Source organism: Paraburkholderia sp. RL17-380-BIE-A, assembly GCF_046028085.1.
GTDB lineage: Bacteria > Pseudomonadota > Gammaproteobacteria > Burkholderiales > Burkholderiaceae > Paraburkholderia.
Map to the genome: position 1 here is coordinate 1 of NZ_JARESQ010000013.1, position 18,048 is coordinate 18,048.

16 protein-coding genes and 1 tRNA gene are annotated in these 18,048 nt (G+C 61.6%); 11 read left to right on the forward strand and 6 right to left on the reverse strand.

Annotated features, from left to right (window positions below; all coding sequences use genetic code 11):
- Positions 1-135: 135 nt before the first annotated feature.
- A complete protein-coding gene (locus P0D68_RS21870; RefSeq protein ID WP_091804235.1) occupies positions 136-993 on the reverse strand; it encodes a FadR/GntR family transcriptional regulator in 858 nt (285 codons plus the stop codon).
- A gap of 283 nt (positions 994-1,276) precedes the next feature.
- On the opposite strand from P0D68_RS21870, the gene P0D68_RS21875 reads away from it, so the two are divergent.
- From P0D68_RS21875 to P0D68_RS21910, 8 genes are all read left to right on the forward strand, one after another.
- Complete coding sequence (locus tag P0D68_RS21875) at positions 1,277-2,485, forward strand: ABC transporter substrate-binding protein (RefSeq protein WP_091804232.1); 1,209 nt, start codon at positions 1,277-1,279, stop codon at positions 2,483-2,485.
- Positions 2,486-2,582: 97 nt separating this feature from the next.
- Positions 2,583-3,443, forward strand: coding sequence for a branched-chain amino acid ABC transporter permease (locus P0D68_RS21880; protein ID WP_091804229.1), 861 nt, complete (start codon positions 2,583-2,585; stop codon positions 3,441-3,443).
- Complete coding sequence (locus tag P0D68_RS21885; protein ID WP_408302845.1) at positions 3,440-4,495, forward strand: branched-chain amino acid ABC transporter permease; 1,056 nt, start codon at positions 3,440-3,442, stop codon at positions 4,493-4,495. The genes P0D68_RS21880 and P0D68_RS21885 overlap by 4 nt, the downstream gene beginning before the upstream one ends.
- The gene (locus P0D68_RS21890; protein WP_408184791.1) at positions 4,492-5,259 is read left to right on the forward strand and encodes an ABC transporter ATP-binding protein; all 768 of its coding nucleotides are present in this window, start codon (positions 4,492-4,494) and stop codon (positions 5,257-5,259) included. Before P0D68_RS21885 ends, P0D68_RS21890 begins: the two co-directional genes overlap by 4 nt.
- Positions 5,256-5,957 carry an ABC transporter ATP-binding protein gene (locus P0D68_RS21895; protein WP_408184790.1) on the forward strand — a complete coding sequence of 234 codons (702 nt, stop codon included), beginning with the start codon at positions 5,256-5,258 and terminating at the stop codon, positions 5,955-5,957. Before P0D68_RS21890 ends, P0D68_RS21895 begins: the two co-directional genes overlap by 4 nt.
- Before the next feature lie 32 nt (positions 5,958-5,989).
- Complete coding sequence (locus tag P0D68_RS21900; RefSeq protein ID WP_091804216.1) at positions 5,990-7,270, forward strand: Zn-dependent hydrolase; 1,281 nt, start codon at positions 5,990-5,992, stop codon at positions 7,268-7,270.
- Positions 7,267-8,757 carry a M81 family metallopeptidase gene (locus tag P0D68_RS21905; protein WP_408302849.1) on the forward strand — a complete coding sequence of 497 codons (1,491 nt, stop codon included), beginning with the start codon at positions 7,267-7,269 and terminating at the stop codon, positions 8,755-8,757. Before P0D68_RS21900 ends, P0D68_RS21905 begins: the two co-directional genes overlap by 4 nt.
- A 78-nt stretch (positions 8,758-8,835) precedes the next feature.
- Positions 8,836-8,912, forward strand: a tRNA-Val gene (locus tag P0D68_RS21910).
- A 261-nt stretch (positions 8,913-9,173) separates the two neighbouring features.
- On the opposite strand, the gene P0D68_RS21915 is transcribed toward P0D68_RS21910, so the two are convergent.
- From P0D68_RS21915 to P0D68_RS21935, 5 genes are all read right to left on the reverse strand, one after another.
- Positions 9,174-9,308, reverse strand: a complete 135-nt coding sequence (locus P0D68_RS21915; RefSeq protein ID WP_286162130.1) for a hypothetical protein — start codon at positions 9,306-9,308, stop codon at positions 9,174-9,176.
- A gap of 3 nt (positions 9,309-9,311) precedes the next feature.
- Complete coding sequence (locus tag P0D68_RS21920) at positions 9,312-10,367, reverse strand: permease (RefSeq protein ID WP_408302852.1); 1,056 nt, start codon at positions 10,365-10,367, stop codon at positions 9,312-9,314.
- A 24-nt stretch (positions 10,368-10,391) separates the two neighbouring features.
- Positions 10,392-11,459 carry a tRNA 2-selenouridine(34) synthase MnmH gene (gene mnmH, locus P0D68_RS21925; protein ID WP_408302854.1) on the reverse strand — a complete coding sequence of 356 codons (1,068 nt, stop codon included), beginning with the start codon at positions 11,457-11,459 and terminating at the stop codon, positions 10,392-10,394.
- Positions 11,460-11,591: 132 nt separating this feature from the next.
- A complete protein-coding gene (gene selD, locus P0D68_RS21930) occupies positions 11,592-12,656 on the reverse strand; it encodes a selenide, water dikinase SelD (protein ID WP_408302856.1) in 1,065 nt (354 codons plus the stop codon).
- Between the two features lie 106 nt (positions 12,657-12,762).
- Positions 12,763-13,122, reverse strand: a complete 360-nt coding sequence (locus tag P0D68_RS21935; RefSeq protein WP_408302858.1) for a beta-xylosidase — start codon at positions 13,120-13,122, stop codon at positions 12,763-12,765.
- 191 nt (positions 13,123-13,313) lie between these two features.
- Here P0D68_RS21935 and fdnG point away from each other — a divergent pair, with 191 nt between their 5' ends.
- Genes fdnG through P0D68_RS21950 form a run of 3 tightly spaced genes read left to right on the forward strand, consistent with a single transcriptional unit; the run spans position 13,314 to position 17,967 of the window.
- Entirely contained in the window at positions 13,314-16,382 is a 3,069-nt protein-coding gene (gene fdnG, locus P0D68_RS21940) for a formate dehydrogenase-N subunit alpha (protein ID WP_408302860.1), read from the forward strand.
- Positions 16,383-16,391: 9 nt separating this feature from the next.
- Positions 16,392-17,324, forward strand: a complete 933-nt coding sequence (fdxH, locus tag P0D68_RS21945; protein WP_007176169.1) for a formate dehydrogenase subunit beta — start codon at positions 16,392-16,394, stop codon at positions 17,322-17,324.
- Positions 17,311-17,967, forward strand: a complete 657-nt coding sequence (locus tag P0D68_RS21950; RefSeq protein WP_091804199.1) for a formate dehydrogenase subunit gamma — start codon at positions 17,311-17,313, stop codon at positions 17,965-17,967. Before fdxH ends, P0D68_RS21950 begins: the two co-directional genes overlap by 14 nt.
- Positions 17,968-18,048 lie beyond the last annotated feature (81 nt).

Sequence of the window (18,048 nt, forward strand, 5' to 3'; positions counted from 1 at the left end):
CCGACACCAGACACCCGACACCTGCCACCCGACACCTGTCACCTGTCACCTGCCACCTGCCACCTGCCACCTGCCACCTGCCACCTGCAATCTGCAATCTGCAATCTGCAATTTACCACCCGCCCGCAACCTGCATCAAACGTCACCGAACTCGTCATGGCCCTCATCAGGCGGCGTCACGCTTCGCGCCCGTACGCGCCGACGAATTTCCGAATCCAGGATCAGACGCCCACGCAGTTTTCCTTTCATTCGCTTCACATAGCGTGGCGCCTCGGTCATATGGATCACCATCAACTCACGCACTTTCTCCGCATCACGCTCACGTGCCGCTTTCGTGATTGCTTTATGAATCTTGACGTTAGCCTGACCAAAGCGCTCATGTTCGGACTGCGGAGTATCGTTACGAAACTCGATCAGTTGCCGGATCATTTCGTTGATCAGCTCACAACTGAAGCGCAGGAACGGGTTGGGATTCGCCGCCGCGAGGATATCGTGGAAATTCACGTCTTCCTGACGCTGCCGCACGATGTCCTGACCGCCATGTGACGAAGCCGGTCGATCGCAACATGCAATGCTCGCGTCGAGTGCCTCGAAGTCCTGCTCTGTCAGATATGGCACGGCCCCCGCCGCGAGTTCGGGCTCCAGCAATTTGCGTACGGTGTAGATGTCATCGATCGATACATCCTTGAAAAACAGGTAGTTCTGCAGAAGTTGTAACGTACGATCGAGCGGCACCTCGACCACCATGCCGCCGCCGCTCGGACCCGTGGTCACTTTGATGAGACCTTGCACTTCAAGCGATTTCAACGCCTCGCGGATCGTGCTTTTACTTACCGAAAAGAGTTGCTGCAACTCCACCTCGCGAGGCAGCCGGTCGCCTGGCTTCAGGTCTTTCTCAGTGATGAGCCGCTTGATCTCCTCCGCGACCAGATCGCCGCGTTTCTGCTGCTTGATCTCGATCGCGGCGCCAGCCTTGGCGCGGTCCATGGCCATAGTCGATGCTCCCTAGATTGTCCTGCACGATCCTCGATCGACCCGCCGCCGCCGTCGCAGCCCGGAAGGTCGCCTCATGCTGCCAGGAATTTTGCCTTATTGACACTCGAATTTATTGTACCTACGATCGAGTCCAACCTATTTATCATGATAAATAGAACAAAGCCGGTGTGGTGGAAAACTTCACGACGGCCAGCAAGCCAAGTAGTCGATCTAGTCGTTCGCGCAATGCGTGCAGTTTCGTAGTCGGTCAGTGCGTGTCTCTTTCCTAAGGAGCGTCATTTTGAATCGCCGAAATATGTTGAAGCTGGCCGCGTTGTCGGCCGTTCCGGGGACGTTGGGCTCGCTGGTCGCGCGAAGCGCGTTCGCGCAGGCTGGCACCTTGCAGTTCGCCTGTCCGGTGCCCATGTCGGGGCCGTTTGCGGCAAACGGCAAATATGCCGACCTCGGCATGAAGCTCGCTATCGAGCAGTACGGCAAGGTGCTGGGTCAACCGCTCGCGTATACGGTGCTCGACACTGAGGGCAAGCCGGCAACTGCGGTGCGCCGTGTGCAGGAAATCGCGCAGCAGAAGAATGCACGCTTCTTTGCCGGCGGTATTCTGTCCTCCGAAGCATTGGCAATGGGCAAGGAAGTCCAGAAAGCCGGGGGCGTATTCATCACCACCGCAGGTGCGGACGAAATCACCGGAAAGGACTGCAACGACGCCACGTTCCGCTGGTCGGTGCCGACCTACGGCGCGATCGAGCAAACGGTGCGTCCGCTGATCCAGATGCTGCCCAAAGCAAAACGCTGGTACACCATCACGCCGCAATACGTGTTCGGCGATGGTTTGCTGTCGGCCGCCAAGGCCATCTTCAAAGAGAAGGGCATCGAGCATGTGGGCAACAGCTACCACTCGCTCAATGAGAAGGAGTTCAGCGGCTATCTGACGAACGCAGTTGCGGCGAAGCCCGACGTTTTGCTGATTCTGAACTTCGGCTCGCAGTCGTCCGATACGTTGCGCCAGGCCGTGAGCTTTGGCATGAAGAACAATTGCACGATTCTGTTGGCGTGGGCATCCGGACTCGAGCAATTCGAATCGCTTGGCGCGGACCTTTGCGAAGGCGTCTATTTCGGCGCGCAGTACTGGCACGACATCGATTCGCCGCTCAACCGCGATCTGGTCAAGCGCACGAATGCTGCTTTCAAAGCGAACCCCAACTACAGCCTCGCGGGCTCCTATATCTGCACGAAGATTCTGCTCGACGGTATCGTGAAAGCAGGTAACGTCGATCCGAAGAAAGTGGTCGCCGCACTTGAAGGCATGAAATACGACGGTTTGACAGGCCCGGAGGAAGTCCGTAAAGGCGACCACCAGGTACTGAAGAACTATTATCTGCTGAAGGGCAAGGCGAAGAACAAGATGAAAAACGCCGACGACTACGCGGATATCGTGAGCTCCGGCCAGTCGTTCCTGCCGCTCGACAAGACCGGTTGCAAGATGGCTTGACGCCTGCCTGCCCTGGCGCAGGCGAGCGCGGTATGCACATCGCGGCACAGCGGCGCCACAGCGCGTGCCCCTTCGCACCATCCTTTAGACGGACGCCATGAACGTTTATCTCCTGCAGGTCGTCAACGGCATCGGAGTGGGAATGCTGTATTTCCTGCTCGCGGTCGGTCTGTCGATCGTGTTCGGCTTGCTGCGCTTCGTGAATTTCGCGCACGGTGCGTTCTACCTGCTCGGCGCGTACTTCTGCTATCAGGCGATGCAATGGTCGATGAGTTTCTGGGCCGCGCTCGTGGTCGTCCCCATCGTAGTGGGCGCGCTCGCCTGGGTGGTGGAGAAGCTGATTCTGCGGCACGTCTACGCGCAGCAGCATGAGTTCCATATTCTCGTGACGGTCGGTCTCGCACTCGTCGTGCAGGAATGCGCGATCCTGATCTGGGGGCCGCTGGGCGACAATGTAGCCGTGCCCGACATGCTGAACGGCGTAGTGATCTGGGGCAGCTTTGTGTATCCGAAATACCGCCTCTTCGTGATCGGCTTCACGGCGGTATTAGCGGCGCTTTTGTGGTGGGTGCTGGAAGGCACACGACTAGGCAGTGCGGTGCGCGCGGGCAGCGAATCGACTGAGATGGTCTCGTTGCTCGGTATCAACGTATTGCGCGTTTTCAGCCTCGTATTCGCGCTTGGCGCTGCGACGGCCGCATTGGCCGGCGTGCTTGCTGCGCCGATTCGCGGCGTCGATCCGTTCATGGGCATCGAAGCGCTCAGCGTCGCGTTCGTCGTGGTGGTGGTCGGCGGAATGGGTAATTTTTTGGGTGCATTGGTCGGCGGCCTACTGGTTGGGATCGTGCAAAGCGTGATGAGTACCTTGTGGCCGGAAGGTGCGCGACTCATGATCTACGTCGCAATGGCCGCCGTCCTGTTGTTGCGACCGAATGGTTTGCTCGGGAGGGCGGCATGATCGATTCCTCGAAGCCCATTGTGCAAAGCGCTTCATCGGCAAGAACTCAACCGGGCCTGAAGCATTCACTGCATCGCTATCGCTTCCTGTTGCTTGCGCTGCTGGTGGTCTGCATTTTGCCGCTGACGCTGCGCTCCGGATCGCTGGCCACAGAAGTTCTGGTGTTCGCGCTCGCCGCACTCGGTTGCAATTTGCTGCTCGGCCACACAGGCTTGCTTTCGTTCGGGCAGGGCATTTTCTTCGGACTGGGCAGCTATAGCGCGGGACTGGTTCTGACCAAAACGGCGTTGCCTGTGCCCGTGGCGTTGCTTGCGTCGGCTGTAATCGGCGCGGCGGCTGCGGCGCTCGTCGGCTGGTTTTCGATTCGTCAGCGCGGCACGTATTTCGTCATGCTGACGCTCGCGTTCGGGCAATTGTTCTATTTCCTCGCCTACACCACGCCCGATCTGACCGGCGGCGACAATGGGTTACTCGACATCCCGCGCCCAGCGCTCGGGCTGTTTGGCAAAACACTCTTGCCGTTGACTTCACCGTGGCAATACTACGGCTTCGTCGCCGTGCTCTTTCTCGTGGTGTTCTGGTTGTTGATGCGCGTATCGCACTCCGTATTCGGCCGTACGTTGCTCGCGATTCGCGACAACGAAGCCCGCGCGGCCGCAGTGGGCTACGACGTCAAACGCTTCAAGCTGATGGCGTTCGTGATCTCCGGCGCGGTCACCGGGCTCGCGGGCGCGCTGCACGCGCTGATGACCGGCATCGCGCCGCTCTCGAACATCGACTATCACACGAGCGAGATGATCCTCGTGATGACCGTGATCGGCGGCACAGGCAATCTGTTCGCATCCGTACTAGGCGCCGCGTTCTACGTGCTGTTCGCCGATTGGCTCTCCACTTTGTGGCCGCGCTGGTTGTTGCTGCTCGGCATCGTGCTGATCGCCGTCAGCCTGTTCATGCAACGCGGGCTGTGGGGACTGGGCGAGCGCATCTGGCAATCGCTGCGCCGCCAATCATCCGCCAATGCCGATAATGCCGCGGACAAGGAGCCCGTATGAGCGAAGCCATTCTGCGAGCGAGTGGTGTGGTGAAGCGCTACGGCAAATTCACGGCGCTCTCCGACGTCACGTTGAACATCATGCCGCGCACGGTGCATTCCGTGATCGGTCCGAATGGCGCGGGAAAAACCACGCTGTTTCACGTGTTGACCGGCACGCTGCCGATCACCGAAGGCAAGATCGTATTCGACGGCCACGACGTGACGCGTGAGCCGGATCATAAACGTGTGCGGCGCGGCGTCGCGCGTTCGTTTCAGGTGACGAGCCTGTTCGCCAATCTGAGCGTACGAGAAAATCTGCGGCTCGCCGCGCAGGGTGTGGACGCGGTACGCGCGCTCAATGCGTGGACGCCGCCGCATGGTGCGCTCACTCATTCGGACACTGTCGACAGTGTTCTCGAACGGCTCGCACTACAGCGTTTCAGCGAGGTATCGGCAGGCGCGCTTTCGCACGGTCAACAGCGGCGGCTGGAAGTCGGCATGGCGCTCGCCGCGCGACCCAAGGCGATCTTTCTGGATGAGCCGACCTCGGGCATGGGTATCGACGACCTCGACGATATGAAGCAGTTGATTCGCGGCTTGCGCGACGATTACACCGTCGTGCTGATCGAACACAACATGGGTATCGTGATGGACATTTCCGACACGATCACCGTCATGCAACAAGGGCGTGTGCTGGTGGAGGGGCGCCCCGACGACATTCGCGGCGATGAGCGCGTGCGCAGCGCCTATCTCGGCAACATGATCACCGGAGGCCGCGCATGATTCTCGACGTGCAGCAGATTCACGGCTTCTACGGCAAAAGCCATATCCTGCAAGGCGTGTCCCTGCAGATCAACGACGGTGAAACGGTGACGCTGTTGGGCCGCAATGGCGCCGGCAAGTCGACCACGCTGAAAGCGATTGCCGGCGTCGTGGCACCGCAGCGCGGCGCGATCACGTTCAATGGCGCCAAAATCAGCGGCCTGCCGCCGCACAAGATCGCCTCACGAGGTGTCTGTTTCGTGCCTGAGCATCGCGGTATCTTTCGTTTGCTCACGGTCGAGGAAAACTTACGGCTTGGCGCACGCAAAGATTCGCCGTGGCAGCTCGACGATATCTACCGCATTTTTCCGCGCCTCAAAGAGCGGCGTACCAACGGGGGCGCGCAGCTATCCGGCGGCGAACAGCAGATGCTGGCGATCGGCCGCGCGCTGATGAATCACCCGCGTTTGCTGATGCTCGACGAGCCGGTGGAAGGCCTCGCGCCCGTGATCGTGGAAGAGATCGTCGCGCAACTCAAGCTGATCCGCGAGGCGGGCGTGGCAATTCTGCTGGTCGAGCAGAACCTCGAAGTTTGCACGCAACTCGCCGACCGCCATTACATCATCGAGCAAGGCGTGATCGTCTATTCAGGCGATAACGCGTCCTTTTCCGCGGACGATTCGATCAAGGACCGTTATCTCGGCGTCGGCGTGGTCTGACGCGCAGCAGTCTTCAACACGAGGAAGCATCGATGCAAGTTCATGAATCAACAACCGTCGCGACGTTCGCCGATCTGCGAGTCGACGGCGCGCGGCTCTGGGACAGTCTCATGCAACTCGCGCGAATCGGCGCGACCGATAAAGGCGGCGTATGCCGCCTCGCACTCACGGAGTTGGACCGCGAGGCGCGCGACCTTTTTATCGCGTGGACGAAGGAGATTGGTTGCAGCGTGCGGGTCGACGCGATCGGCAATATCTTCGCGCGCCGTGCCGGTTTGCGTGATGATCTGCCGCCGGTCATGACCGGCAGCCACATCGATACACAGCCCACGGGCGGCAAGTTCGACGGCAATTACGGCGTGCTCGCGGGTCTCGAAGTGCTGCGCACGCTCGCCGATGCCAATGTGCGGACGCTCGCGCCGCTGGAAGTCGCGGTGTGGACCAATGAAGAGGGCTCGCGCTTCGTGCCGGTGATGATGGGTTCCGGAGTGTTTGCCGGCGCGTTCACCTTGGAGCACGCACTCGAACAGCGCGACCGTGAAGGCGTCACGGTGCGTGACGCACTGTCGCAGATCGGATATGCCGGCGCGAACGAGAAGCCGCACGCCGTCGGCGCCTACTTCGAAGCGCATATCGAACAAGGGCCGGTGCTGGAAGCACATGACAAAACAATCGGCGTGGTGCAGGGCGCGCTCGGCCAACGCTGGTACGACGTGACGGTGCAGGGCATGGAAGCGCACGCCGGCCCGACGCCGATGGAACTGCGCCGCGACGCGCTGCTCGTCGCGGCGGATCTGATTCATGCCGTCAACCGCATTGCGCTCGATCACGCGCCTCATGGGCGCGGCACGGTCGGCTGGCTCGACGTGCATCCGAATTCGCGCAACGTGATTCCGGGCCGCGTGACACTCACCGTCGATCTGCGCGCCGCCGACGATGCCACGCTCACGGCCATGGATAGCGCGTTGCGCGCCGCATGCTCGTTGGCGGGCGAGCGAGCCGGCATCGAGGTAGGCGTCGAGCAGGTCGTGTATTTCCCGCCGCAACCGTTCGCCGCGGAACTGGTCGGCGCCGTGAAGCAGGGCGCCGACACGCTCGGTTTTTCGTCGATGGACGTGATCAGCGGCGCCGGCCACGACGCCGTTTATCTTGCGAGAGTCGCGCCCGCGGCGATGATCTTCGTGCCGTGCAAAGACGGCATCAGCCACAACGAGATCGAAGACGCGCGCGCGGACCATCTCGAAGCCGGTTGCAACGTGCTGTTGCAGGCCATGCTGAGCGCCGCGCAGAAAGCGGGGAGCGCAGACGCATGAAAGTCCTCATCGCGCGGATGAATCACGAGACCAACACGTTTTCACCGGTGGCCACGCCGTTGGCCGCGTTCGGGCGTAACGGCCCGAGCTATGGGCAAGACGCGTTCAACGAGAACAAAGGCATGCAAACGGCGATGGCCGCGTTCATCGACGCCGCCGAAAAGGAGCATGCGCAGATCGTGACGCCCGTGTCGGCGTCGGCGAATCCGAGCGGACCCGTTGAGGCCGCCGCTTACGACGCGATCTGCGAGGCGATCGTGTCGGCCGCGGCAGGTTGCGACGCCGTCATGCTCGATCTGCATGGCGCCATGGTCGCCGAGAATTCGAACGATGGTGAAGGCGACCTGCTCGAACGCGTGCGTGCGTTGCTGCCGGACGCGCCGATCGCGGTCGCGCTCGATCTGCATGGCAATGTCACGCAGAAAATGATCGACAACGCCAACGTGATCGTCAGCTTCAAGACCTATCCGCACGTCGATATGTACGAGACCGGCGCGCATGCGGCGCGTCTGATGTTCGACCTGGTGCACGGCAAGGCGAAGCCCGTGATTGCGTGGCGCCAGCCGCCGCTCCTCACGCATACGCTGCGCAGCGCGACTGCCGAAGGCGCGATGAAACGTGCCGTGGACGCCGCGCGCGCAGCCGAAGCCGAGGGCATGCTCGCGGTGTCGGTGCTATCTGGCTTCTCGCTGGCCGATATCACGGCGCCGTGTATCAGCGTCGTGGTGGTGGGCAACGGTGAGCGCGGCGAAGCAGACGCGGTGGCGGAGCGGATCGCTCGACAGATCTGGAGTGAGCGAGAAGACTTCGTGTATCGCAGCGCGCCGCTTGCTGAATCCGTCGCGCAAGCGGCGGCGCTCGCGAAAGACGCCGACAAGCCCGTGCTCCTGCTCGATCATGGCGACAACTGCATGTCGGGCGGCACATGCGACACGATGGATCTGCTCGAAGAAGCATTGAAGCAGAAGCTCGATGGAATCGTGAGCGGGCCGTTGTGCGACCCGCAAGCGGTCGCGGCGTTGATGGCGGCCGGCGTCGGCAGCACGGTGACGGTGACCATCGGCAACAAGGTTGCGAGCGATGCGATAGCGCCGCGCCTGCCGCTTGCCGTGACGGGTGTGGTGCGTGCGCTGACCGACGGCGAGTACATCATCAGCGGCCCGACCTACACCGGACAGCGTGCTTTCATGGGGCACGCGGCGGTACTCGACACCGGCGTCATCAAGCTCGTGATCACCGAGCGCACGCACGAACCATGGGACCTCGGCGTATTCGAGAGCGTCGGCATCGATCCGCGTCGCGCGCGTTTCCTGTTGCTCAAATCGCGCATGTACTGCCGACCGGTTTTCGTGCCGATCGCCGCAGCGCTGGTGGAATGCGACAGCCGCGGCGTGACGAGTTCGGATTACGGGCTGTTCGCTTTCGAGCACGTGAAGCGGCCGGTGTATCCGCTGGATGCGCAGACCGAGTGGGCACTCACGAACTGATTGCCACGCGCTCGCCAACTTAAGTGGCGTTAGGGGCTTGTGCAGGGCGCAGAGGTTCTCTATAATTCGCGCCTCTAAAGGCTCGTAGCTCAGTTGGTTAGAGCACCACCTTGACATGGTGGGGGTCGTTGGTTCGAATCCAATCGAGCCTACCAACGCATCCTTGACGTAGACGAAAGCGGCTCCGCTTTCGTCTACTGTCAGGTTCTCGCATTACCTCGGCGCACTGCTTGATCGTGCCGCTGTCCTGTCGGTCTTCCCTTTCCGTATTATCTCCACCTCGTCATCAGCGTGGCGCACGTGCGATCGTTCAGGCGCTGGACAGGTATCCGCTCGAAACGACGCCCAGCGCTATTGCGAGACCTTCGCGTCAGCAATCAGGTCTCGCGCCTTTTCAGAGCGGATGCAGCGCGCTGTTACGGGCGAAGCAGATCGAAGCCCGCCAGCGCGACGACCCCGCTCACCACGATCAGCGCGACCGAATGCTGGCCGAAGTAGAGCAGGCCGGCGGCCGACCAGCTCGTCATTGCAAATGCGGCGATACGTTTCATGCTTTAAAACCCCAAGGCGACTGCCAGCAACCCACTGACCACGCCGCACACCGCCACGGCCAAGGCTACGACCGTCAGCACGCGGCGCGGGAAAGAGCGGGAGAGCATGGCCATTGAAGGCACGCTGACCAACGGCAGCGTCATCAGCAACGCGCCCGCCGGACCGGCGGCCATGCCGAACGAGAGCATGGCCTGGATGATCGGCACTTCGCCCGCGGTCGGAATCACGAACAGCGTGCCGGCGATAGACAACGCGATGATCCACAGCAGGCTGTTGTCGATCTCCGGTCCGACATGCGGAAACAGCCATGTGCGCGCTGCGCCGAGAATCAGCACCAGCACGATGTATTCGGGAATGAGCCGCAACGTCATCGTGCCGAGGATTTTTACCCAGCGTGCGAATGCCGTGCTGGGCACATCGGCGGAGATCAGTTGCGCCATGGCTTCGCGTGACGCTTCGGCTTCCTTTGGCGTGACCATGCGATTCACCAGGTAGCCGAGGCCGAACACCATCACGATGCCCAGCGTGAGGCGCAGGCCCATCCACTGCCAGCCGAGCACGAAGCCCATGAAGATCAGCGTAGCCGGATTCAAAGCGGTATTGCCGAGCCAGAACGCGATCGCCGCGCCCGGCGCCGCCTGGCGTGCGCGCAAGCCCGCTACGACGGGTGCGGCGCAGCAGGTGCACATCATGCCCGGCAGCGACATCAGGCCGCCTTTCACCACGCTGCTGAAATCGGTCCGGCCGAGCGCACGCGCGACCCATTGCGGCGGGATCAGCGCCTGCACCGCCGAGCCGAGCAGCAGCCCTAGCACCATGGCTTGCCAGATCGCTTTGCCGTAGGCGAGGGCGTAATCGATTGCCGCCTGCCATGACGCCGCCGGTGCGCTCGCCGACGTACCCATCAGAATGGATTTGCCGATGGAGTGCTGGCTCGCGGCAACGAAGGCGCGGTTGTAGTACGGGAACCACTTCACATAAAAGAGGCCGACGACGGCAATCAGCAGAAACACGATCCAGCCAAGCGCGACGCGCGGTTGTCGAAGGGTTGATTGCATGGTGGTCTTAAGCGTTGGTTTTAATCAGATGACAGTGAGCGCGCTGCTGTCGACCTGCGCAAGCAGTGCGCTTGCCTGGTCGACGACATCGGCGCCGTTGGGCCGGAAATTGAACTTCAGGGCGTGCGGCAATTGAACGAAATGTTCATGGCTGCTGCGCGCATAGGCGGGATCGTAGTGCCGCTCGATCAACTCATGCGCGAGTTCGGCGCGCCGGTTGTCGTCGACGAGCCGTTGCCAGCCCGCGACGCGTTCCCGGCTGTGCAAGCCGATCAGTCTTTGCAGTTGTCCCTTCAGCGACTCGGGATCGTCGAACAGATGCGCATAGTCGTGCAGCAGAAACGCCGCGCGATCTTCGCGGCTCGACATCACCTCGACGCAGCGGCCCCGATGAAACGTGTCGAGCAGCGCGAGCGGCAATGCGACGGAGCCGATGCGCCGGCTCTCCGCTTCCACGAATACCGGCCGTAACTGATCGAACGTGCGCAGGGCGGTCACGAGCAGCGTGTCGAAACGCTTCTGCGACGGCTGCGGCACGCCGGCCCACGCGCCTAGCAGCGAGCCGCGGTGCGAGGCCAGCGCTTCGAGATCCAGCGTCTGCGCGCCCGCCGCGTTCAAGGCCGCCAGCAGGCGTGTCTTGCCGCTGCCGGTCGGGCCCACCAGCGCAATGTATGAAAACGTTGCGGGCAACGTGTCGAGCGTGTCCAGCGTGGCCCGCCGGTAACTCTTGTAGCCACCTTCCAGCTGACGCGCCTGCCAGCCGATCATATTGAACAGCGTGGTCACCGAGCCGGAGCGCTTGCCGCCGCGCCAGCAATAGATCAGCGGTCGCCAGTTACGCGGCCGGTCGGCGAAAGTGGTTTCCAGATGCAGCGCGATATTGCGCGCGACCAGCGCAGCGCCGATCCGCGTGCCTTCGAACGGTGACACCTGCTTGTAGGTCGTGCCGACCAGCACGCGCTCCTCATTGCTCAGCACCGGCGCATTGAGCGCGCCCGGAATATGGTCTTCCGCGAATTCGAGGGGCGTGCGCACATCGATGATTTCATCGAAATCACCGGCTTTTTCGAGGCTGACGAGTAGGTTTTTCAAGGAGTTAGGGGCGAAACAGGCCTGCGGGGAGGTCGAAATTATCGCATGCGCCGTAAATACCGGCTGGCGGAGCATTCCGCACAGCTTGCCGGACATACGCCCGCCGGCCATTGCTTGCGCCGGCCGGCTCGGTCAGATCACCTCGACGCGGCCTTCGCCACTGACCATATCGCCGATCACGCACGCCGCGCCGAACCCGTCGGCGTGGAACAGGGCGAGGACCTCGTCGACGGCTTGCGGCGCGCACGAGACCAGCAAGCCGCCCGAGGTTTGCGGATCGGTGAGCAGGGTGCGCGCCGCCGCCGGCAATGAGGAGGGCAAAACGATATCTCGACCGTATGCGTCCCAATTGCGTCCCGAAGCACCGGTGAAGATGCCGGCTTCCGCGAGGCCGACCACGTCCGGCAGCCACGGCAGGTCCGCATAGCGCACGCGGGCGGTCAGGTTCGAGCCGCGCGCCAGTTCCAGCGTATGGCCGAGCAGGCCGAAGCCCGTGATGTCCGTAAGCGCATGCACGCCGTCGAGCTTCGACAACTCGGCGCCCGGGCGATTGAGCTTGGTCGTCGCGGCGATCATGGCCGCGTAGCCGGCTGCGTCGAGCCGGTCTTTCTTCAGTGCCGCCGAGAGAATGCCCACGCCCAACGGCTTACCGAGGATCAGCACATCGCCCGCTTGTGCGCCCGCGTTGCGCTTCACGCGCTTCGGGTCGACCACGCCGATGGCGACGAGGCCGTAGATCGGCTCGACCGAATCGATCGAATGACCGCCGGCGAGCGGAATGCCGGCCTCGGCGCATACGGATTCGCCGCCCTTCAGCACGGCTGCGATCACGTCGTGCGGCAGCACGTTGATCGGCATGCCGACGATGGCCAGCGCCATGAGCGGCTTGCCGCCCATCGCGTAGACGTCGGACAGCGCATTGGTCGCGGCGATGCGGCCGAAGTCGAACGGGTCGTCGACGATCGGCATGAAGAAGTCGGTGGTGGCGACGATCGCCTGCTCGTCGTTGAGTTTGTAGACGGCGGCGTCGTCGGCTGTGTCGTTGCCGACCAGCAGGTCGGGAAAGAACGGCAATGGTGCACTGCGCTTGAGCAGATCGGCCAGCAGGCCAGGCGCGATCTTGCAGCCACAGCCTCCGCCGTGCGACAGACTGGTCAGGCGGGGAGACGTGCTTGCTTGGGCGGGGGTATCGGTCATTGTGGCGGACATTTCAGGCTACGAATCACCGCATTATGAATGGTGTTCGTTCTCCGCGCAGAGAAGCGGCGCAAAGCGCGCCGCCATGACGCGGCGAGTCGACGCGCTATTTATTGCTGCCCGCCCCTGTGCCGTAGAGCCCGTTCTCGAATCCGCCCGCGCCTTGCGTCTTGTGTCCTTGCCCTGCGGTCTTGCCGCGTGAATTCGCCGAGCCGCCATCCTTCGTTTGCGGCTTGTTTGATTCATGAACCATGGACGCGGACGAATCGGGCGCCGATCCCATTGAAGATGTGCGCTTTTCCTGCTGCGACGAGCCGCTGCCTTGAGTGATCTGAGCAAGGCTGCATTGACTGGACGCGAACATCGCCAAGCCGAGCGCAAATGACGCGACAGCTGGCGGCAGCCGCTGTTTTAATGCGCTGCAAAAATTGCCTGCGTGAGATGAATGGAGCGGATGGTGGGTCATGGGTGGGTAAGGATCCAAGTGAGGGTGGGTTTGTCACTTACACACTCAGCAAAAACAATGCCCCGCGTCGAGATACCGGCTGTTCCGCTTCATATTTGCTCGCCTCGCAGTTGGTAGAAGTTCTCGCTGCAGGACTTTATATCGGCCTCTATAATCATGATCAGTATCCCAAAAAGAGCCGAGGCCATTCAATGCCCCATATGTCCCGGCGACAATTTCTGAAGGTCTCCGCCACCACGCTAGCCGGATCGAGTCTCGCCCTCATGGGCTTCTCACCGACGCCCGCGTTAGCGGAAGTCCGTCAGTACAAGTTGTCGCGCACAACCGAAACCCGCAATACCTGCCCGTACTGTTCGGTAGGCTGCGGCATCCTGATGTATGGACTGGGCGACAACGCCAAGAACGCGAAGTCCAGCATCATTCACATCGAAGGCGATCCCGACCACCCGGTCAATCGCGGCACGCTATGCCCGAAGGGCGCGAGCCTGATCGACTTCATTCATAGCCCGAGCCGTCTGAAGTATCCGGAGTACCGCGCGGCCGGCTCGAATGAATGGAAGCGCATTTCGTGGGAAGACGCGCTCGACCGCATTGCGAAATTGATGAAGGAGGATCGCGATGCCAACTTCGTCGAGACAACCGCAGACGGCAAGAAGGTCAACCGCTGGCTGACCACCGGCATGCTCGCGGCATCTGCCGGTAGCAATGAAGTCGGTTATTTGACGCACAAGACTGTCCGCAGTCTTGGCATGCTCGCATTCGATAATCAAGCACGTGTCTGACACGGCCCGACGGTGGCAGGTCTTGCCCCGACGTTTGGCCGTGGAGCGATGACGAACCATTGGGTCGACATCAAGAACGCGGATGTGATTCTCGTGATGGGCGGCAATGCGGCCGAGGCACACCCATGCGGTTTCAAGTGGGTCACCGAAGCCAAGGCGCACCGCAAGGCAAGATTGGTCGTGGTCGATCCGCGCTTTACGCGCACGGCATCGGTTGCGGACTATTACGCACAGATTCGGACCGGCTCGGACATCGTGTTCCTGGGCGGGGTGATCAACTATTTGCTCACCAACGACAAGATCCAGCACGAGTATGTAAAGAACTACACGGACATGCCGTTCATCGTTCGTGAGGACTTTTCGTTTACCGACGGCCTGTATTCCGGCTACGACGCCGAGAAGCGCAAGTACGACAAGAGTTCGTGGGATTACGAACGCGGCGACGACGGCTTTGCCAAAGTCGATCCGACGTTGCAGCACCCGCGCTGCGTCTATCAACTGATGAAGCAGCACTACTCGCGCTATACGTCCGAGCAGGTCGAGAAAATTTGCGGCACGCCGAAGGAAAAATTCCTCAAGGTGTGCGAGATGCTGGCATCGACGGCTGTGCCGGGACGCGCCGGTACGATCCTGTACGCGCTCGGCTGGACGCATCACTCGATCGGCGCGCAGATCATCCGCACCGGCGCGATGGTGCAATTGCTGCTGGGCAATATCGGCATTGCGGGCGGCGGCATGAATGCGCTGCGCGGTCACTCGAACATTCAGGGTTTGACCGACCTCGGCCTGATGTCGAACCTCTTGCCGGGTTACATGACGCTGCCGCTGGAAGCCGAGCAGGACTTCGACGCCTTCATCACGAAGCGCGCGAGCCAGCCGTTGCGGCCGAATCAGTTGAGCTACTGGCGCAACTATCGCGCATTCCATGTCAGTTTCATGAAGTCGTGGTGGGGCGACAACGCGACCGCGGAGAACAACTTCGGGTTCGACTATCTGCCGAAGCTCGATAAGTCATACGACATGCTGCAGGTCTTCGAGCTGATGAATCAAGGCAAGATGACCGGCTACATCGCGCAGGGCTTCAACCCGCTCGCCGCCGCGCCGAACAAGGCGAAGATCGGCGCGGGTCTGGCCAAGCTGAAGTGGCTCGTCATCATGGACCCGCTCGCCACTGAAACGTCCGAGTTCTGGAAGAATTTCGGCGAGTTCAATGACGTCGATCCGTCGAAGATTCAAACGGAGGTGTTCCGTTTGCCGACCACCTGTTTCGCGGAAGAACGCGGTTCGCTGGTCAGTTCCAGCCGCGTGCTGCAGTGGCATTGGCAGGGCGCGGACGGCCCCGGCGAATCGAAGAGCGACCTGGAGATCATGTCGGGGTTGTGGCTGCGCATTCGCGAGGCTTATAAGAAGAACGGCGGGAAGTATCCCGATCCGATTCTCAACATGAGCTGGCCGTATGCCAACCCGGAAAGCCCGACGCCGGAAGAAATCGCGATGGAGTTCAACGGCAAGGCGCTCGCCGACGTCACCGACGCGACCGACAAAACCAAGGTGCTCGCGAAGAAGGGCGAACAACTGGCGAGTTTCGCGCAGTTGCGCGACGACGGCAGCACCGCGAGCGGTTGCTGGATCTTCTGCGGCTCGTGGACCCAGGCGGGCAATCAGATGGGCCGGCGCGACAACTCCGATCCGACCGGCATCGGCAACACGCTCAACTGGGCATGGGCCTGGCCTGCGAACCGGCGGATTCTGTACAACCGTGCGTCCTGCGACGTCAGCGGCAAGCCGTTCGATCCGAAGCGCAAGCTGATCGCGTGGAACGGCAAGACGTGGTCGGGAGCGGATGTTCCCGACTTCAAGGTGGACGAACCGCCCGAAAACGGCATGAATCCGTTCATCATGAACCCGGAGGGCGTAGCGCGTTTCTTCTCGCGTGACGGTCTGGTGGAAGGGCCATTCCCCGAGCACTACGAACCGTTTGAAACGCCGCTCGGCTACAACCCGCTGCATCCGGACAACAAGCTGGTGGTCAGCAGTCCGGCGGCACGCGTGTTCCCCGACGACAAGGCTGCGTTCGGCACGCACGAGAACTTCCCGCACACCGCGACCACTTATCGTCTGACCGAACATTTCCACTACTGGACCAAGCACGCGCGCCTGAATGCGATCGTGCAGCCGCAACAGTTCGTGGAGATCGGCGAGGATCTGGCGAAGGAAGTGGGCGTGGTGGCCGGGGATCGCGTGAAGGTGTCGTCCAATCGCGGGCACATCATTGCCGTGGCGCTCGTTACCAAGCGGATCAAACCGCTAATGATCGAAGGAAAGAAAGTCCAGACCGTTGGCCTGCCGTTGCATTGGGGCTTCAAGGGACTCACGAAGCCGGGCTATCTCGTCAATACGCTGACGCCTTCCGTGGGCGATGGGAATTCGCAAACACCGGAATTCAAGTCGTTCCTCGTCAAGGTCGAAAAGGCATAAGGAAAAGAGATGGCACTGCAATCACTGGACATCAAACGCCTCTCGGCCACGACCTTGCCTGAACCGCAAGTGCGTGAGCCGGTCACGGGCACGGTCGCCAAGCTCATCGACGTGTCGAAGTGCATTGGCTGCAAGGCGTGTCAGACCGCCTGCATGGAGTGGAACGATCTGCGTGACGAAGTTGGCACGACGACCGGCATCTACGACAACCCGCGCGATCTGAGCGAGCATTCGTGGACCGTCATGCGGTTCTCGGAATACGAGAACACCGAAGGCGATCTCGAGTGGCTGATCCGCAAGGACGGCTGCATGCACTGCGAGGATCCGGGCTGTCTGAAGGCCTGTCCGTCGCCGGGCGCGATCGTGCAGTACACGAACGGGATCGTGGATTTCCACGAGGAAAACTGCATTGGCTGCGGCTATTGCGTGACCGGTTGCCCGTTCAACGTGCCGCGCATTTCGAAGAAGGACAACCGCGCGTACAAGTGCACGCTGTGCTCGGACCGCGTGGCGGTCGGCCAGGAACCGGCTTGCGTGAAGACGTGCCCGACCGGCGCGATCATGTTCGGCACCAAGGAGGACATGAAGCAGCAGGCCGCCGACCGGGTGGAAGATCTGAAGGAACGCGGTTTCCAGAATGCCGGCTTGTACGATCCGGCCGGCGTGGGCGGCACTCACGTCATGTACGTGCTGCATCACGCCGACAAAGCGAACCTGTATCACGGTTTGCCGCAGAATCCGAAGATCAGCGCGATGGTCGGGCTGTGGAAAGGACTGGCCAAGCCGCTGGCGCTCGCGGGTATCGCGTTCGCGGCGGTGGCCGGGTTCTTCCACTACACGCGTGTGGGTCCGAACGAGGTGAGCGAGGCGGAAGAAGCCGAAGCCCAGCACGAAGCCGACGAAGCACGCCGTTCGCGGGAGGCATCCAATGAAGCACCCTGAGCATACCGAGTTGAAGGACGTGAGGGGCAACAGCCTGATCGTGCGCTACACGCCCAATGAGCGTACGAATCACTGGATCACCGCCATCACGTTCGTGCTGCTGGCGCTCTCCGGCCTCGCCATGTTTCATCCGGCCATGTCGTGGCTCTACGCGATCTTCGGCGGCGGGCAATGGACGCGGATTCTGCATCCGTTCGTGGGCTGCGTGATGTTTCTCTCGTTCCTGATTCTTGCGTTGCGCTTCTGGCACCACAACTATCTGGACAAGGCCGACATTCAGTGGATGAGGCAGATCGACGACGTGCTCAACAATCGCGAGGAAAAGCTCCCCGCGATCGGCAAGTACAACGCCGGTCAAAAGCTGCTATTTTTCACGATGGTGATCTGCCTGCTGCTGTTGCTGGCGAGCGGCATCGTGATCTGGCGGCGCTACTTCTCGTTCTATTTTCCGATCGAGATTATCCGGCTCGCGGCCGTGGTGCATGCCGCGGCGGCGTTCGTGCTGATCGTCGGCATCGTCGTGCATATCTATGCAGCGTTGTGGATCAAGGGATCGATCGGCGCCATGACGCGCGGCACCGTGACCTACGGTTGGGCGAGAAAGCATCATCCGAACTGGTTCAAGGAAATCATCGGTAAATAGCGGGCCACGCCCAGGCAACCCAGGCAGCGCGATGCAAAGCGTGCTGCACCCGAGCCGCCGCCCTTGTTCGATGAAGGGCGG

Coding starts and splice junctions, on each gene's coding strand:
- P0D68_RS21870 (WP_091804235.1), bottom strand. CDS start 993: ATGGCCATGGACCGCGCCAAGGCTGGCGCCGCGATCGAGATCAAGCAG.
- P0D68_RS21880 (WP_091804229.1), top strand. CDS start 2,583: ATGAACGTTTATCTCCTGCAGGTCGTCAACGGCATCGGAGTGGGAATG.
- P0D68_RS21885 (WP_408302845.1), top strand. CDS start 3,440: ATGATCGATTCCTCGAAGCCCATTGTGCAAAGCGCTTCATCGGCAAGA.
- P0D68_RS21890 (WP_408184791.1), top strand. CDS start 4,492: ATGAGCGAAGCCATTCTGCGAGCGAGTGGTGTGGTGAAGCGCTACGGC.
- P0D68_RS21895 (WP_408184790.1), top strand. CDS start 5,256: ATGATTCTCGACGTGCAGCAGATTCACGGCTTCTACGGCAAAAGCCAT.
- P0D68_RS21900 (WP_091804216.1), top strand. CDS start 5,990: ATGCAAGTTCATGAATCAACAACCGTCGCGACGTTCGCCGATCTGCGA.
- P0D68_RS21905 (WP_408302849.1), top strand. CDS start 7,267: ATGAAAGTCCTCATCGCGCGGATGAATCACGAGACCAACACGTTTTCA.
- P0D68_RS21915 (WP_286162130.1), bottom strand. CDS start 9,308: ATGAAACGTATCGCCGCATTTGCAATGACGAGCTGGTCGGCCGCCGGC.
- P0D68_RS21920 (WP_408302852.1), bottom strand. CDS start 10,367: ATGCAATCAACCCTTCGACAACCGCGCGTCGCGCTTGGCTGGATCGTG.
- selD (WP_408302856.1), bottom strand. CDS start 12,656: ATGACCGATACCCCCGCCCAAGCAAGCACGTCTCCCCGCCTGACCAGT.
- P0D68_RS21935 (WP_408302858.1), bottom strand. CDS start 13,122: ATGACCCACCATCCGCTCCATTCATCTCACGCAGGCAATTTTTGCAGC.
- fdxH (WP_007176169.1), top strand. CDS start 16,392: ATGGCACTGCAATCACTGGACATCAAACGCCTCTCGGCCACGACCTTG.
- P0D68_RS21950 (WP_091804199.1), top strand. CDS start 17,311: ATGAAGCACCCTGAGCATACCGAGTTGAAGGACGTGAGGGGCAACAGC.